Origin of the sequence: Mesorhizobium sp. WSM3859 (assembly GCF_002295065.1) — a bacterium.
In the GTDB taxonomy this organism is placed as follows: domain Bacteria; phylum Pseudomonadota; class Alphaproteobacteria; order Rhizobiales; family Rhizobiaceae; genus Mesorhizobium.
In genome coordinates this window covers 17,570-33,346 of sequence record NZ_NSGG01000022.1, presented here as the reverse complement: position 1 = coordinate 33,346, position 15,777 = coordinate 17,570, and the positions used below count along the sequence as shown (strand labels likewise).

Here is a 15,777-nt window from a genome sequence, read left to right as displayed (position 1 = left end):
GCCGCTCGAGCAAATGCGCAGATTCTGGCATCAATTCTGCCGTGACCGCCGCGGCAACTATGCCCTCGTGACGGCAGTCGCCATGGTCCCGCTGATGGGGGCCTTGGCGGTGGGCGTCGACTTCACCGAGCTCAATCGCGAGAAGCAGATGGTGCTCAACGCGCTCGACTCGGCCAATTTCGCCTCCGCGGTGCGCCTCTCTCAGGGCGCGTCGGACGACGAGATCAAGGCCTATGCGGCTAACTTCCTGAATTCCAATCTCAACGCCGTCGATCCCGCCAACATTGCGCTCAATGTCACGCTGCCGAGCAGCCAGACCGGCGGCGGCTTGATGAAGCTTTGCGCGACGCTCACCTATCATCCCTATTTCCATCCGGCGGCGGCGCTGCTCAGCGGTGCGTCGGACGGCGACGCGCATAAGCCGATCCAGGTCGAGATGTGTTCCCAGGTGCGGCTGAAGAACACGCTGGAAGTGGCGATGGTACTCGACAATTCGGGCTCCATGACAACGCCAGGCACCGGCTCGGGACAAAAGCGCATCGACCTGCTCAAGCAGGCCGCCAAGCAGCTTGTCGACACGCTGGCGCTGCAGGCGGCACAGATCAAGCAGATCGACAAGCCGGTGCAATTCAGCCTCGTGCCGTTCGCGGCCTCGGTCAATGTGGGGCCGGACAACGACAACGCCTCCTGGATGGACGTTTATGGCCTGTCGCCGATCGCCAATGAGAATTTCGACTGGTCGACACTGAATGCTCCCGACAAATACGCGCAGAAGAGCAACGGCATCTGGTACAAGAAGGGCACCGGCTGGGGCGAGACGGAAAACCAGGTGCTGAGCCGCTTCTCGCTCTATCGCGACATGCAGGTGGTGACCAGCCATGAGCGCATCGCCGGCAGCAAGCGTGTCGTATGCGACGAATATCGCTACGACAACACATGCAAGCGCAGCCACAACGAATATGACTACACCGACACCTATGGCCCATTCGCCAGCTGGCAGGGCTGCGTCGAGGTGCGGCCCTATCCTTACAATGTCGACGATACCCCGGCTTCCGGCGGCCCGAACAATACCGGCATCGGCATCGGCGACCCGGCGACGATGTTCGTGCCGATGTTCGCGCCGGACGAACCTGGCAACCACTGGAAGCTGACGCAGGATCCGGACGAGCCGAACCCGGTCACCTACGGCGCCGCCAACAGTTGGTGGAACGACGACCCGTCGAGCACCACCGGCAAGACCAGGCAGTCGAACATGGCCAAGTATTTCATGCCGCGGCCGATCAATGCGCCAACACTGAGCACCGGCGCCGGCCCGAATTACAGCTGCACGACGACGCCGATCACGCCGCTCACTGATGTTACCCAGACGGATGGGCTGGCCGCCATCAAGGCGGCGATCGACCTGATGCAGCCCAACGGCAACACCAATGTGCCGGAAGGCATGGCTTGGGGCTGGCGCACCGTGTCGAGCGCCCCGCCCTTCACCGAGGGGCGGCCGGAAACCGAGCGCGGCAACGACAAGGTGGTCATCGTGCTGACCGACGGCGAAAACACCTATTCGACGGTCAACTCGGACCCGGCCGGCAACAAGTCGACCTACGCGGCCTATGGCTATACCGGCGTCGGCTATAACGGTACCTCGGTCACCCGTTTGTTCGGCGGCACGTCAAGCGCGATCGGCCAGTTCAACTATTCGTCGAGCAACTATACCGCCGCGATGAACGAGCAAATGGCGAAGTTGTGCGACAACGCCAAGGCCGGCAACATCATGGTAATGACGGTGGCGCTCGACATGTCCTCGACCAGCTCGAGCGACCAGAAGGCCATGGCAGCGCTGAAAGCATGTTCTTCCGACTCCCGTTTCCGCAAGGATCCGACGGATCCAAGCAAGCCGGCCAAGCTGTTCTGGAACGCCACCGGCGCAACGCTCTCCGACAATTTCAAGGAGATCGCCAACGAATTGTCAAACCTGCGGGTGGTGGGGTGAGGCCGGAAACCAGAAATGGGCGTTGAATGTCAGGGTCCAGGCCCTGAAAGCACGATTCAGGATGCGGGCAATGTCGCTGAAGGGCCAGTCTTTGACGCCAGCAATTGGCCGCCGTCGACCGCGATCGTTTGCCCCGTAATCCAACTTCCCATTTCGCTCGCCAGGAACAGAGCAACTTTCGCAATCTCCTCCGGCGTGCCAAATCGCCCCCAAGGTATGCTGTCGAGCGTGCGCTGATACAGTTGGGGATCGGACGTCCTGCGGTGGTCCCACACGCCGCCTGGAAATTCGATCGAACCGGGCGCGATGCCGTTTACCCGAATGCGTTTTGGCGCGAGCGCCAACCCCTGACCCATTGTGTAGTTGACGAGCGCCGCCTTGATCGCGGCGTAAGGCAAAGTGCGCGGCACCGCCCTGAAACCGGAAATCGACGCGATGTTGATGACGACACCACCCCCCGCTCTTTCCATGAACGGGATCGCTGCCTGGGTGGCGCGCACCGTCGCCATCAGGTCGACGTCGATGCCGGCTCGCCAGCCGCTCTCGTCATCCTTCATGCCGACGCCCGACGCGTTGTTGACCAGAATGTCGATACCATCGAGCGCGCTGACGGCTTCTGCCACAAAGCTTGCGGGCGCAGATGCCTCTGCGAGATCGCATGGCATTGCGAAAACGGTCCCTCCATGCCGCTTCAGCTCGACCTCAGCCGCTTCGAGACCCGGCGCACCGCGGGCGCAGATCGCGACATCGGCGCCTTCCGCCGCAAATGCCAGAGCGATTGATCGGCCGATGCCGCGACTGGCGCCCGTTACGATAACCTTCTTGCCCTTGAAGGAGATTTGCATTGCGTCGCCCCGTGCAAAGCTGACTCTCGAATTTCCAGGTGAATGGAAATGTATTGGATTATCACCTCCTGGTCGAGAAACGGCCGGATCTGGCGGCGTCGAGGCTGGCGCAACGGCCGGCGCCTTGAAGCCCTTGTGCCGTTCTGCGAGGCAGGGCACATCTCAGGCGCGCTTTCCAGGAGACGCCTGTGCCCGACGCCGCCAATCATCTCACTTTCGCGCTGATCTGCCTCGGCATGGTGCTGACGCCGGGGCCGAACATGATCTACCTGATCTCGCGCTCGCTGTCGCAAGGGCCGAAAGCCGGGCTGATCTCGCTCGGCGGCGTGGCGCTGGGCTTCCTGTTCTATGTGGTCTCGGCAGCCTTCGGCATCACCGCGCTCATCTTCGCCGTGCCTTATGCCTATGACGCGCTTCGCTTCGCCGGCGCGCTCTATCTGCTGTGGCTTGCCTGGCAGGCGCTCAGGCCCGGCGGGCGCTCGCCCTTCCAGGTCCGCGAGCTGCCCAGGGACAGGCCGCGCAAGCTTTTCGTCATGGGGCTGATGACCAACCTGCTCAATCCGAAGGTGGCCGTGCTCTATCTGTCGCTCTTGCCGCAGTTCATCAATCCGGCCAAGGGCCATGTTTTGTCACAGCTTCTGGTGCTCGGCGTGACGCAGATCACGATCAGCCTGACGGTCAACGCCATCATCGCGGTGACCGCCGGCTCGATCGCGAACTTCCTCGCCGGGCGGCCGTTCTGGCTGGTCGTCCAGCGCTGGATGATGGGCACGGTTCTGACCGCGCTGGCGCTGAAGATGGCGACCGAGGCGCAGAGATAGCCGTCAATCCAAGGAGGCGGCCGTCTCCTACATCGGCCGGCGTACAGGCCGGATCTGCTCCGGCTCGACCACCTTGCGATAGAGGTGCCAGGTCGCGTGGCCGAGGATCGGCATGACGACGGCAAGCCCGGCAAACAGCGGGATCGAGCCGACCACCAGCAGCACCGCGACCGTCAGGCCCCAGAGCGCCATCGTCAGCGGGTTTGCCATCACCGCGCGGGCCGAGGTTTCGATCGCCGAGACGGCGCCGACATCGCGGTCGAGCAGCAGCGGGAAGGCAATGACAGTGGTGGCCAGAACGACGACGGCGAAGACGAAACCGACGGCGTTGCCGACGAGGATCAACGTCCAGCCCTTGCCGGTCGTCAGCACGTCACGCACGAAGGCGCCGACCGAAGCGGGTGGCTCGGCGCCGAACAGGCTGGTGTAGAGCGACTGCGCGGTGAACAGCCACAACAGGAACAGCGCGAAGAGCAGGATGCCGATGACCGCGATTGACGGCAGCGCCGGCGAATGGCGCACGTCCAGCGCATGGTGCCAGCGGCTGCTCATGCCAAGCTCGCGCCGGCGGCTGATCTCGTAGAGGCCGATGGCCGCAAACGGACCGATAAGGGCGAAACCTGACATCAGCGGATAGACGAGCTGGATGGCGTTCGAGCCCGAGCTCCATTGGGTCAGGATCAGGCCGACGACCGGATAGATCAGGCACAGGAACACGTAATGGGAAGGCTTGGCCCAGAAATCCTTGGCGCCGAGCTTCAGCGCGTCCCAAAGGTCCGCGGTCGAGATGTGGCGCACCGTGGGCTGAACATGCGCGCCGTACGCGTCCGTCATGACATGAAAACCGGCCATAACCGTCCTCCGTTTTTGTCGGGAGGCGGTCACCGCCAGGGTGGCCGCCCATGGCTGCCACTTTCAAGAACGCGCGGATGATAACCGATCTTCCGGGAAAAGTCGCCGCTTCATGCGATTTTCATCGGTTGCCCGGCAAAAGCCATGATCGCTGGTATCAGAGGCCGGATGAGCATCTCGACCACCGCCCTCCTCAACCGCCGCACATTGTTCAAGGCCGCAGGCCTGGCAGCACTTGCCGGCATCGCCGCCTGCAGCACCGTCACGGTGCCGACCGGCGAAGGTGCCGGCGTTTCGTCTTCCGCCACGAGCACCTTGAGCACGATCCGCGCCTCGGCCGGGCTGCCGGCGCTGGCTCCCGACACGCAGCTCGAACAGGCGGCGCTGCAGCAGGCCGGCTACATGGCCTCGCGCGAGCGCATGAGCCACACCACCGGCTGGGGCAAGGATTTCGCCTCGCGCATGAAGGACAATGGCGTACGGGGCGCAACTGCTGAAAACATCGCCGAGGGCCGTTTCGACCAGCAAAAACTGTTCGACATCTGGATGCATTCGGACGGACACCGCCGCAACATGCTCGATCCGGATTTCAGCCGTTTCGGGCTCGCCTATGTGCGCGACGGCCGCGATCCTGCCTTGCGCTACTGGGCGCTGGTGCTCGGCCGTTGAAAGCGGCGGGCCGCCAGCGGGCGGCTCCCCAACGGGTCGGTGTGCGAACGCAGCCGGCGGTAGCGCTGTTTTCCATCTGCGCCCATTGGGCTAAGGTGACACGGACGCGAAATCGAGACTGCCGGGGGGAATGCGATATGCGGACCAGCTGCATAGTCCTGATCGGGCTTCTATCGATCGCCCCCGCAGCCGCGGAGGATGTCCAGTGTCCGAAAGGCAGTCAATTGCCCCAGGAAGTAGACACCACACCCGATTGCCTGGCGGCCCACAAGTTACATCAGGCTTGCGCCTGGGGATCGAGCGGCGACGAATTCATGTCGGAAGCCGTGATCGACAAGTGCAAGGCCGGGTTTTTCGATCGACTGAGCCACAGGCAAATGCGCCTGTATGAAAGGCGCCTCGAAGCATGCGGTGAACGCTACCCCGTCACCGAGGATGGCGGGTCAATCCAGATATACCTGTCATCGATGTGCGCCGAGGATCTCGCTGCGACTTATTTCAAGGCCGCAAAGGGTGGGCGAATTGCGGCGACGCCACGCTGGAGCGTGCCCAATATAGCTGAGTGAACGAACCACTCGCCCGTATCAGTTCCTTGCATACGGACTAAAGCGCGTCGCGAATCTTTCAGATTCGCTCCATGCGCTTTAGTTTTGATTTTACGCATGTCTTTATCCCGAAACCGGTTCCCACTTTCGGGAGACATGCCTTTAAGCTGGCCGCCAAAAGACCGCTTCAATCCATATGCGCCGCCGGCGCACCGCCCGTCGGCGCGGCCCTCGGCTTGCGCAGCAGGACGACGAACGGGATCGCGATCAGCGTCATCACCATCAGGATTTTGAAGTCGTTGATGTAGGAGATCATCATCGCCTGGGCATTCACCGCACGGTCGACCTGCGACAGCGCCGCGGCGTTGCCGCCGGCGGCCGCCGGCGAGGCAGCCCATAGGTTCGGGTTATAGGGGTTGATGAAGGCCGAAAGCTCGGTGTGGTTGATCTGGGTGTTGCGCACCATCAGCGCGGCGACCACCGACACGCCGATCGAGGAGCCCAGATTGCGCACCAGGCTGAACAGCGCGGTGGCATCGGTGCGGTAGCGCGCGTCGAGCGTGGCGAAGGCCACCGTCGACAGCGGCACGAACACCATGCCCATGCCGAGACCCTGGATGACACCCGAGGTGAGGATCAGCCAATTGTCCATCTGCGGCGTGAAGCTTGCCATGGTGTAGAGCGACTGCGCGGTTAGCAGGAAGCCGATGGCGACGAGGATCCTCGCGTCAAACCTGTGCATGATGCGGCCGACCACCAGCATCGAGATCATCGTGCCGATGCCGCGCGGACCCAGCACGACGCCGATCGTCACGGTCGGGTAGCCGAAAATGTTAGCCAGCATCGGCGGCAAAAGCGACATCGAGGCCAGGATCAGCACGCCCATGACGAAGATGAAGCCTAGCCCGGTCACGAAATTCTGGTCGAGGAAGATCTTTGGATCGATGAAGGGGTGCTCGGCCGTCACCGTGTGGATGGTGAACACCCAGAAGCCGGTGAGCGACAGAGCGAGCTCGATCCAGATCTCGGCCGAGTTGAACCAGTCGACCTCGCCGCCGCGATCGAGCAGGAGCTGCAGCGCGCCGACGCCGAGCGACAGCATGGCGAAGCCGAAGAAGTCGAAGCCGCGCAGTCGCTTTGGGATGACTGGCAGATAGGCGGCCATGCCGAGAAAGGCCAAAATGCCGACCGGCAGGTTGATGAAGAACACCCAGCGCCAGTTGAAGTTTTCCGTCAGCCAGCCGCCCAGCGTCGGGCCCAGGATCGGCCCGAGCATGATGCCGGCACCCCAGATCGCCATCGCCTGGCCATGGCGTTCCTTCGGATTGATATCGAGCAGGAAGGTCTGTGACAGCGGCACGATGGCCGCGCCGAACACGCCCTGCAGTAGGCGGAAGAGCACGATCGTCTCGAGGCTCCAGGCAAGGCCGCAGAGCATGGAAAAGATGGTGAAGCCGACGACGGAGGCGAGGAACAGCTCCTTGCGGCCGAGCCGGTCGGCGAGCCAGCCGGTGACCGGCGTCATGATCGCCGCCGCCACGATATAGGAGGTCAGCACCCAGTTGATGTTGTCGGGCGAGGCGCCGAGGTCGCCGGTCATGGTCGGCAGAGCGACATTGGCGATCGTGGTGTCGAGCGCCTGCATGATCGTCGCCAGCATCAGCGCGACGGTGATCAGCCCGCGATGCGGCACTTCCTTGAAGGGTTCGGGCGTGCTCATGATGCTAGGTCGTGTGGTCAGTTATGGTTTGGAGCTGGATGAGGTCAAAAATGGTTAGATGTGAGGAGCGAGCGCCGCCAAGACTTGCGTCTTGGCAAGCGAAGCGACGCTGCAGATGACCATTTTTCACCTCACCGCCTCCGGCGGCGGCGCTTTTGACCGATGAGCGCGTCGGCTATCGTAGCAAGCCGCAAGGCTTGTGTCCTCACCCTCCTTCTCCTCGGTCAAAATCGCTCCCGTCCAGCCCAAAACCATAACTGACCACACGACCTAAACTTCCAGCAGGTCACAAAAAAATGTACACTGGGCTTCCGGGCGGCAATGCCTTCCGTTGAGAGACCCTCATCGCGGTGGGACGCGACTATCGATGTGGGGGTTACATCGACTGAAAGTCTCTATTGGAGCGGATGCCTGCCGCCCGGAAACCTGAGGACCGACGGGTCCGTGACGAAGGTTTCGGTTTCGATCGCGCCGCCAGGCGGCTGATCTTAAACGCTTATCCTTCCCACTCCTCCCATCAGACCAATCCCTGCTCCGCCTCCACGGGGCGTATCGTTACTGCGCGTGCTCTCCTGCCGTGGCATGGCCGAAGATCGACGGCAGGCCGCGCGCCACGCCGGTGTCGACGGTGACGGTGGCGCTCATGCCGGTGCGCAGCGCCATTCTGGCGTCGGGATCAGTCAGTTCCAGGCGCACCGGAATGCGCTGCGTGACCTTGACCCAGTTGCCGGTGGCGTTCTGCGCGGGCAGCAGCGAGAACTCCGCGCCCGTGCCGGCGCCGATCGCCTTGACGGTCGCCTCGAAGGTGCGGCCCGGATAGGTGTCGACGACGATCTCGGCCTTCTGGCCCGGCTTCATGTTGGTGAGCTGGGTCTCCTTGAAATTGGCGTTAATCCAGGTGTCGCCGGTCTCGACCAGCGCAAACAGCGGCGTGCCGACGGACACATACTGGCCGACCTTGAACGAGGCGGCCTGGTAGATGATGCCGTCGGCAGGCGCCTCCACCGTCGTCTGCGCCAGGTCATAGGCCGCCTTATCGCGCGCGGCCAAAGCGGCCATCACGGTCGGATGCTTGTCGGTTTCGATGTCCGGGTTGCCGCCGAGCGCCGCCTTGGCGCTGACGATGCCTTGCTGCGCGACGGCCAGCTGCTGCTTGGCCTTGTCGAGATCGTTGCGTGCCTGGTCGAGCGAGGACTTGGCGTTGATGCCCTTTTGGGCGAGATCGGCGGCGCGGTCATATTGCGACTGCGCGTAGTCGACCTCGCTGCCGGCGGACTTTTCCTGCGCCATCGCCTGGCTGTAGGCGGCGCGCAGCTGCTCGACATTGAGGCGCGCAGCGGCAACGGCGGCGTCGGCCTGGGCAAGCGCTATTGTGTAGGGTTCCGGATCGATGACGAAGAGAAGATCGCCCTGCTTGACCAGCTGGTTGTCGGCGATGCCGACCTGGACGATGCGGCCGGCCGTGTCGGAGGCGACCGAAATCCTGGCCTGCTGCAAATTGGCGTTCTCGGTCTCCTGGTAGCGGCCGCCGGTCACCCAGACGTACGAACCGCCGGCAAGCAGCGCCAGCGGCAGGGCGACCATCAACAGGAAGCGGCCGATACGGCTCTTCTTCTTCGGCGCCGCCGGAGCAGGCTGAGGCTCAGGCGCCGCCGTGACCGGAGCGACCGCCGGCTGCGCCGGGGCTTCAGCGATCGGCTGCGCCGACGCAAGCTTGGTTACGTTGTCGTCTTCCCGCTTGGCTGCTGCGTTCATGCCGCGGTCCCTTCCCTGCTCTTGATCTTTTCGAGGGACAATGCCTCGCCGTCCGCCAGGTTCTGGACGATCGTGTCCAGAACCCGGATCAGGACGCGCCGGTCTTCCGGCGAAACACCGGTCAAGGACTCCTCATAGACCTCGCCGGCAAGGCTTTTGACATCTGCGTAGGCAGCGCTCGCCTTCTCGGTCGGGAAGATCATGCGCACGCGCCGGTCGGTGGCGTCCTGGCGGCGTTCGATCCAGCCGCCCTCCTCCATGCGGTCGACGAGGCGCGAGACACTGATCGGCTCGATTTCGAGCAGTTCGGCCAGCCGCGCCTGCGTGATGCCCTCTTCCTTGGCGACGCGCACCATCAGTCGCCATTGCGCCGAGGAAAGCCCCAACCCGCTGGCGCGCGCCTCGAAGCGCTTGCGCATGAGACGCTGCACGTCGTGGATCAAAAATCCCAATCTGTCGATGCCATCTGAAACCATGAGCGATAGATATAATAAGCGTGCTTACTATTCAAGAGGAAGCTTTGCGCCAGAAGCCGGCAAATCGGCATATCAGGCATTTGATACATTCATGGTTAGCGGTTCGTGAACGGCTACCCGGGCCAAAGCTGCGGTTTCAGGCGATGCATTCACAGCGCGGCGTCAACCGTCTGAAAATTCACTGTGTTTCTGTCGCACGCTAGCGCCTCCATGCTCGCTCATGGTAAAGCTTGAGCCGTGGATCGGGGGATCACGCAATGCCGACGCTCTACGCGCTGAAGCCGGCCTTCCAGGACAGGCTGCGGCCGCTTGTCGGCCGGCTGGCGGCCATGGGGGTGTCAGCCAACGGTATTACCATACTGGCCGCTGGTCTCTCGATTGCGGCCGGAGCGGCGATCGCGGCGGCGCCCGGTTCGCGCCTGCTTCTGCTGCTCATTCCCCTAGTGCTGTTCGTGCGCATGGCGCTCAACGCCATGGATGGCATGCTGGCGCGGGAACATGGCCAGGCTTCTACGCTTGGCATGTATCTCAACGAAATCTGCGACGTCGTCTCCGATCTGGCGCTCATCCTGCCCTTCGCCGCCTTCCCGCAGTTTGGCGTCTGGGGCGTCATCGCCTTTGCCATTGCGGCGATGCTCACCGAGTTCGCCGGCGTGCTCGGCGTTCCCGCCGGGATCGGGCGCAACTATGCCGGGCCGTTCGGCAAGAGCGACAGGGCGCTGGCGCTCGGTGTGGTGGCGGCCCTATGCGCCGTCGGGCTGTGGCCGGCGGCGATCGCGCCCTTTGTGTTTCCGGCCATGGCTACGCTTTCGCTGCTGACCGCCATAAACCGGATACGCGTCGGCCTTACTGGCAACACCGGCTAAGCATTAAGGCTCGCGATGCCGTCCGAGGGGAACAGCATGCTTCACGAACAGATCGCCACCGCACCGGCGGAAAGCCTCGCGCGGCAAGCGCAGGAACGCAGCTTCCACAGTCATGACGGCACGGAGATTTTCTACCGTTTCTGGCCGACGGTTGGGGAGGCCAAGGGCGCGGTCGTGCTCTTCCATCGCGGCCACGAGCATGGCGGCCGCATGGCGCATCTGGTCGACGAACTCAGCATGCCGGACTATGCCTTCTACGCCTGGGATGCGCGCGGCAACGGCCGCTCCGCCGGCGAGCGCGGTTATGCCCCGTCCTTTGCCGCACTGGTGCGCGACATCGACTGTTTTATGCGCGAGATCGCCGCCAAGGACGGCTTTGGCGCACAGGATATCGCGCTGATCGCGCAATCCTTCGGCGCCGTGCTCGCCGCCGCCTGGGTGCATGACTATGCGCCGAAACTGCGCGCCGTGGTGCTGGCGTCGCCCGCTTTCTCGGTCAAGCTCTATGTGCCTTTCGCCAAGGAAGGCATCGCGCTTTGGCAGAAGATCAAGGGGCGCTTCTTCGTCAATTCCTATGTCAAGGCGAGCCTGCTCACCCATGACCCGGTGCGCATCGCCTCCTTCGAGAACGATCCGCTGATCACGCGTCCGATCGCTTCCAACATCCTGGTCGAGCTCTACCAGCACGCGGCGCGCATCGTCGCCGACGCCCGCGCCATCACCGTGCCGACGCAGCTTCTGCTGTCCGGCAGCGACTGGGTGGTGCGGCATGGCCCGCAGCACGAGTTCTTCGTCAATCTAGGCAGCCGCATCAAGGAACGGCATGTGCTGCCGGGGTTCTTCCACGACACGCTCGGCGAGCGCGACCGCGCCAAGGCGCTCGCCCTGATCCGACCGTTCATCGAAGGGCGGTTTGCTGCGCCGGCCGAAACTGTCGACCTGAAGCAGGCAGACATTGCCGGCTACACGCGCGACGAGGCCGACAGGCTCGCCTCGCCGCTCGATCTCCTGTCGCCCAAGGGCCTCTACTGGGCGATGAGCCGCGCCTCCATCCGCATCGGCAGCTGGTTCTCGCGCGGCATGAAGATCGGCGTCGGCACCGGCTTCGATTCCGGCTCGACGCTGGACTATGTCTACGAGAATGACGCGCGGGGATTGGGGCCGATCGGCCGCATGGTCGACAGGACTTTTCTCGACGCCATCGGCTGGCGCGGCATCCGCCAGCGCAAGCTCAACCTCGAGGAACTGATCGGCCAGGCTTTGGCTACGCTGAAAGCAGCCGGACGGCCAGGCCATATCCTCGACATCGCCGCCGGCCACGGCCGCTACGTGCTCGACGCCATCGCCCAGAGTGCCGAGCAGCCGGCCAGCGTGCGCCTGCAGGATTATTCCGACCTCAATGTCGAGCTCGGCCGCAAGCTGATCGCCGACCGGCAATTGCCGATGAGCGTCTCGTTCCGCCGCGCCGACGCTTTCGATGGCGATGGGCTCGCCGCGCTGAACCCGGCGCCGGACCTCGCCATCGTCTCCGGCCTCTACGAGCTGTTCGCGGACAATGCGCCGATCACGCGCTCGCTCGGCGGTCTCGCCCGCGCCATGCAGCCTGGCAGCCTGCTGATCTACACCAACCAGCCCTGGCACCCGCAGCTCGAAATGATCGCGCGCAGCCTGACCTCGCATCGCGGCGGCCAGGCCTGGGTCATGCGACGACGTACGCAAGCCGAGATGGACCAGTTGGTCGAGGCGGCAGGCTTCGAGAAGCTCGACCATCGCATCGACCAATGGGGCATCTTCACCGTCTCGCTGGCAAGGCGGGTTTAGGAACCGCCCACGCATGCCTGCCAGCGCCGAGCCCCAGCCACTGTCACCCATCGCCGAGCCCTATAGTCGCGTCGTCCTGCGGGCGGCGCTGTGGCTCGCGTTCCTGGCGCCGTTCTTCTATTCGACCTACGGCTTCGCCAATTGGCTGGCCTCGACACGCAATCAAGTCGGCAGCATCGTCTTCTCTTGGGAACACCATGTCCCGTTCCTCGCCTGGACGATCGTGCCCTACTGGTCGATCAACCTGTTCTACGGCCTGTCGCTGCTGCTCAATGACAGCCGGCAGGGCGTCGACCGGCTGGCCGGCCGCTACCTCACCGCGCAGATCGTCGCCGTTTCCTGCTTCATCCTGTTTCCGCTGACCGCCACCTTCGTGCGGCCGGCAACCACCGGCCTGCCCGGCTTCCTGTTCGCGGTGCTCGGCGGCTTCGACAAGCCGTTCAACCAGGCGCCTTCCCTGCATATCGCGCTTCTGGTGATCATCTGGGACCATTGGCGCCAGCGCCTTTCCGGCCCCCTGCTCACGCTCTGGCACTTTTGGTGTTTGCTGATCGGCGCCTCGGTGTTGACGACGTGGCAGCACCATTTCATCGACATCCCGACCGGCGCGCTGCTCGGCTTCTTCGCGCTATGGCTGTCTCCGGCCCGGGACGAGCTGCCCTTCTCCGGCTTCCGTCTGACCGCAGACGGCAAGGCGCGGCGCCTTTCGCTCTACTACTCGCTGGGCGCCGCGCTGGCGCTCGCCGGCGCGTCCATCGGCGCCTTCTTGTCGGCTGTCGCGCTTGTGCTTTTGTGGCCTTCGCTGGCACTGGCCATCGTCGCTTTCGGCTATTCCGGCGCCGGGCCAAAAGTGTTCCAGAAGACGGCGGACGGCCGCGTGTCGCTGGCAAGCCGCGTCCTGCTCTGGCCATACCGGCTGGGCGCCAGGGTCAACGTCTGGGCCTGGACGCGCAAGCTGCCGCCGGTGGTTGCCGTCATCGACGGCGTCTTTCTCGGGCGCTTTCCCGACGCTGCCGAAGCACACGCCTTCGGCACGGTAATCGATCTTGCCGCTGAGTTGGAGCGGCCGCGCGACGCGCCGGGCCGCTGGATCAGCTTTCCCACGCTCGATCTCCTGCCGCCGCGCGCGGACACGCTCGACGAGGCGGTGGCGGCAATCGAGCCGGCGCGTCGTCAGGGCACGGTGCTGATCTGCTGCGCGCTGGGCTTCCAGCGCAGCGCCACGGTCGTCGCCCTCTGGTTGGTCGCTAGCGGCCGTTCGCACACGCCGGCGCAGGCGCGCAAGCATCTCGCCGCCTCCGGTCGACCGGTGCATCTTCAGGTCGGATTGGACGAGCCGGCATGAGCGACGACGCCTATCAGCGCAAGACCGCCGCCTTCGCCGCGATACTCGCCAAGCAGGCGGCATGGCCGGCCGCGATCGTGATCGCCGGCGACAGCATCGCGCCGCTGGTCGCCTCGGCGCGCGGCGCGCTCCATGCGCCGCTTGCGGTGCTGGCGTTGCTGGTGGCGGCGGCCAGTGCCATCGTGGTGCTCGGGCTCTCGGCGCTTCTCGCCTTCGATGCGCTGCTGTTCCGGCTGATGGCGACGCATGGCGACGAGATGTCCGGAGGCGCCGCGGTCGACGACATGCTGGCGCGCATGCGGCTGAAGCCCGCCCCGGCCACGCCGCGCCCGCTCGACGATCGCATCGCCGGAACACGCCGCCTGCTGGCCCGGCAGCGGATCGCCTTCGCGGTCTTCGTCGTCGCGTTCCTCACCGCCGGATTCTGGATGCCGAGATGAGCAAGCTTTCGCTGCGCACCTACACGCTGTTGCAGACAGTGACCTCGGTCGGCCTTTCGGCGATCGCCTGGGCGGTCACCGGCGTGCGGCCGATCTGGAGCGGCAGCGAGCCGTCGGACCGGCAGCGCATCTATTTCGCCAACCACACCAGCCATGGCGATTTCATCCTTCTTTCGGCCTGCCTCAGCGAGGCGGAGCGCGCGAAGACGCATGCGATCGCCGCGGCCGAATATTGGGGCAAGTCGCGGCTGCGCCGCTTCATTGCCGAGGACATGCTGTCCTCCGTGCTGATCAGCCGGCAATGGACGAACGAGGCGGAGCACCCGATCTCGATCATGCTTTCCGTTCTCGACCAAGGTCATTCGCTGATTATCTTCCCCGAAGGCACCCGCAACACCAGCGACGAGCTGCTGCCTTTTCGTTCCGGGCTTTACAATCTGTCGATGGCGCGGCCCGACGTCGAGCTGATCCCCTGCTGGATCGAGAACATGTCGCGCGTGCTGCCCAAGGGGCAGTTCCTGCCGGTGCCGCTGCTTTGCCGCGTCGTCTTCGGCGCCCCCGTCGCGGTGGCGCCGGGCGAAGAGCGGCGCGCCTTCCTCCAGCGCGCCCGCGCCGAGCTTCTGGCGCTCGATCCGCGCCCCGACCGAGACGATTGATGCGCCACGAAATCAGCATTCTCATCATCGGCCTCTTCGTGGTGCTGAGCACCGCCAGCGTCACCGCCGCCATCCTGTCGGCGCGCGCGCCGAAGCCGCTCAGTTCGACGCTGGTCAACCTGACGCAGCGCATCAACGCCTGGTGGGTGATGGTGGCGCTGATGACGGTCGCCTTCTTCTTCGGCCGTTACGGCATGACTATCCTGTTCGCGCTGATCTCGTTCGCGGCGCTGCGCGAATTCGTGACGCTGACGCATAGCCGCCGCAGCGACCACTGGGTATTGCTCGGCATGTTCGGCATCGTCATCCCCTTTCAGTATTGGCTGGTGTGGACTGCCTGGTACGGCCTCTTCGTCATCTTCATCCCGGTCTACTGCTTCCTGCTGATGCCGGCGATCACGGCGCTGCACGGCGATACCGAACGTTTTCTGGAGCGTGTCTCGGCGCAGCAATGGGCGATCATGATCTCGGTCTATTGCGTCAGCCACGTGCCCGCTTTGCTGACGCTCAACGTGCCTGGTTTCGAAGACCGCAACCTTCTGCTCATCGCCTTCCTGATTATCGTCGTGCAAGGCAGCGATGTGCTGCAATACATCTTCGGCAAGCTGTTCGGAAAGCATCGCTTCTCGCCGAACGTGTCGCCGTCGAAAACCTGGGAGGGGGTGATCGGCGGGCTGGTCGCGTCGAGCTTCCTTGGCGCGCTGCTCGCCTTCATCACGCCGTTCTCGCCGCTGCAGGCCTCGGCCGTCGCGTTCATTGCCTGCACGATGGGCTTCCTCGGCGGCCTTGTCGCCTCGGCGATCAAGCGCGACCAGGGCGTCAAGGACTGGGGGCATCTGATCGAAGGCCATGGCGGCATGCTCGACCGCACCGACAGCCTGGTCTTCGCGGCGCCGATCTTCTTCCATCTTGTGCGCTATTTCTGGACGGTGTGAGCGTCGGCATCGGCGTCTTTCCGAGTCGTTCCGAGGCCACCTCA

At 64.2% G+C, this 15,777-nt stretch carries 15 protein-coding genes; 10 read left to right on the top strand and 5 right to left on the bottom strand.

Features of this window, described 5'->3' with window-relative positions; translation table 11 throughout:
- The first annotated feature begins 13 nt into the window (after positions 1-13).
- Positions 14-1,987: a pilus assembly protein gene (locus tag CK230_RS30215; protein WP_095820436.1), complete on the top strand. Its 1,974-nt coding sequence runs from the start codon at positions 14-16 to the stop codon at positions 1,985-1,987.
- Positions 1,988-2,043: 56 nt separating this feature from the next.
- Here CK230_RS30215 and CK230_RS30210 read toward each other — a convergent pair whose 3' ends face one another.
- Complete coding sequence (locus CK230_RS30210; RefSeq protein ID WP_095820435.1) at positions 2,044-2,832, bottom strand: SDR family oxidoreductase; 789 nt, start codon at positions 2,830-2,832, stop codon at positions 2,044-2,046.
- A 188-nt stretch (positions 2,833-3,020) separates the two neighbouring features.
- Between CK230_RS30210 and CK230_RS30205 the strand changes: the two genes are divergently transcribed.
- Positions 3,021-3,653 carry a LysE family translocator gene (locus CK230_RS30205; protein ID WP_095820434.1) on the top strand — a complete coding sequence of 211 codons (633 nt, stop codon included), beginning with the start codon at positions 3,021-3,023 and terminating at the stop codon, positions 3,651-3,653.
- A gap of 27 nt (positions 3,654-3,680) precedes the next feature.
- Here the strand turns inward: CK230_RS30205 and CK230_RS30200 are convergent, their stop codons facing one another.
- Entirely contained in the window at positions 3,681-4,505 is an 825-nt protein-coding gene (locus CK230_RS30200) for a DUF2189 domain-containing protein (RefSeq protein WP_095820433.1), read from the bottom strand.
- Between the two features lie 168 nt (positions 4,506-4,673).
- Between CK230_RS30200 and CK230_RS30195 the strand changes: the two genes are divergently transcribed.
- Complete coding sequence (locus CK230_RS30195) at positions 4,674-5,174, top strand: CAP domain-containing protein (protein WP_095820471.1); 501 nt, start codon at positions 4,674-4,676, stop codon at positions 5,172-5,174.
- A 137-nt stretch (positions 5,175-5,311) separates the two neighbouring features.
- Positions 5,312-5,740 carry a hypothetical protein gene (locus CK230_RS30190; RefSeq protein WP_095820432.1) on the top strand — a complete coding sequence of 143 codons (429 nt, stop codon included), beginning with the start codon at positions 5,312-5,314 and terminating at the stop codon, positions 5,738-5,740.
- A 166-nt stretch (positions 5,741-5,906) separates the two neighbouring features.
- Here the strand turns inward: CK230_RS30190 and CK230_RS30185 are convergent, their stop codons facing one another.
- The 3 genes from CK230_RS30185 to CK230_RS30175 all read right to left on the bottom strand — a co-directional run bounded on the left by CK230_RS30185 (position 5,907) and on the right by CK230_RS30175 (position 9,670).
- Positions 5,907-7,439, bottom strand: coding sequence for a DHA2 family efflux MFS transporter permease subunit (locus CK230_RS30185; RefSeq protein ID WP_095820431.1), 1,533 nt, complete (start codon positions 7,437-7,439; stop codon positions 5,907-5,909).
- A gap of 555 nt (positions 7,440-7,994) precedes the next feature.
- Positions 7,995-9,194, bottom strand: coding sequence for an HlyD family secretion protein (locus CK230_RS30180; RefSeq protein ID WP_095820430.1), 1,200 nt, complete (start codon positions 9,192-9,194; stop codon positions 7,995-7,997).
- Positions 9,191-9,670 carry a MarR family transcriptional regulator gene (locus CK230_RS30175; RefSeq protein WP_095820429.1) on the bottom strand — a complete coding sequence of 160 codons (480 nt, stop codon included), beginning with the start codon at positions 9,668-9,670 and terminating at the stop codon, positions 9,191-9,193. Before CK230_RS30175 ends, CK230_RS30180 begins: the two co-directional genes overlap by 4 nt.
- Before the next feature lie 257 nt (positions 9,671-9,927).
- Here CK230_RS30175 and CK230_RS30170 point away from each other — a divergent pair, with 257 nt between their 5' ends.
- The 6 genes from CK230_RS30170 to CK230_RS30145 are packed head-to-tail and all read left to right on the top strand — an operon-like array spanning position 9,928 to position 15,733.
- Positions 9,928-10,536: a CDP-alcohol phosphatidyltransferase family protein gene (locus CK230_RS30170; protein ID WP_095820428.1), complete on the top strand. Its 609-nt coding sequence runs from the start codon at positions 9,928-9,930 to the stop codon at positions 10,534-10,536.
- Positions 10,537-10,572: 36 nt separating this feature from the next.
- Positions 10,573-12,357 carry a bifunctional alpha/beta hydrolase/class I SAM-dependent methyltransferase gene (locus CK230_RS30165; RefSeq protein ID WP_245430106.1) on the top strand — a complete coding sequence of 595 codons (1,785 nt, stop codon included), beginning with the start codon at positions 10,573-10,575 and terminating at the stop codon, positions 12,355-12,357.
- 13 nt (positions 12,358-12,370) lie between these two features.
- On the top strand, positions 12,371-13,702 hold the full coding sequence (locus CK230_RS30160) for a phosphatase PAP2/dual specificity phosphatase family protein (RefSeq protein ID WP_095820426.1): 1,332 nt from the start codon (positions 12,371-12,373) through the stop codon (positions 13,700-13,702).
- Complete coding sequence (locus CK230_RS30155; RefSeq protein WP_095820425.1) at positions 13,699-14,142, top strand: hypothetical protein; 444 nt, start codon at positions 13,699-13,701, stop codon at positions 14,140-14,142. The genes CK230_RS30160 and CK230_RS30155 overlap by 4 nt, the downstream gene beginning before the upstream one ends.
- Entirely contained in the window at positions 14,139-14,798 is a 660-nt protein-coding gene (locus CK230_RS30150) for a lysophospholipid acyltransferase family protein (RefSeq protein WP_095820424.1), read from the top strand. Before CK230_RS30155 ends, CK230_RS30150 begins: the two co-directional genes overlap by 4 nt.
- Positions 14,798-15,733, top strand: coding sequence for a phosphatidate cytidylyltransferase (locus CK230_RS30145; protein ID WP_095820423.1), 936 nt, complete (start codon positions 14,798-14,800; stop codon positions 15,731-15,733). The genes CK230_RS30150 and CK230_RS30145 overlap by 1 nt, the downstream gene beginning before the upstream one ends.
- Positions 15,734-15,777 lie beyond the last annotated feature (44 nt).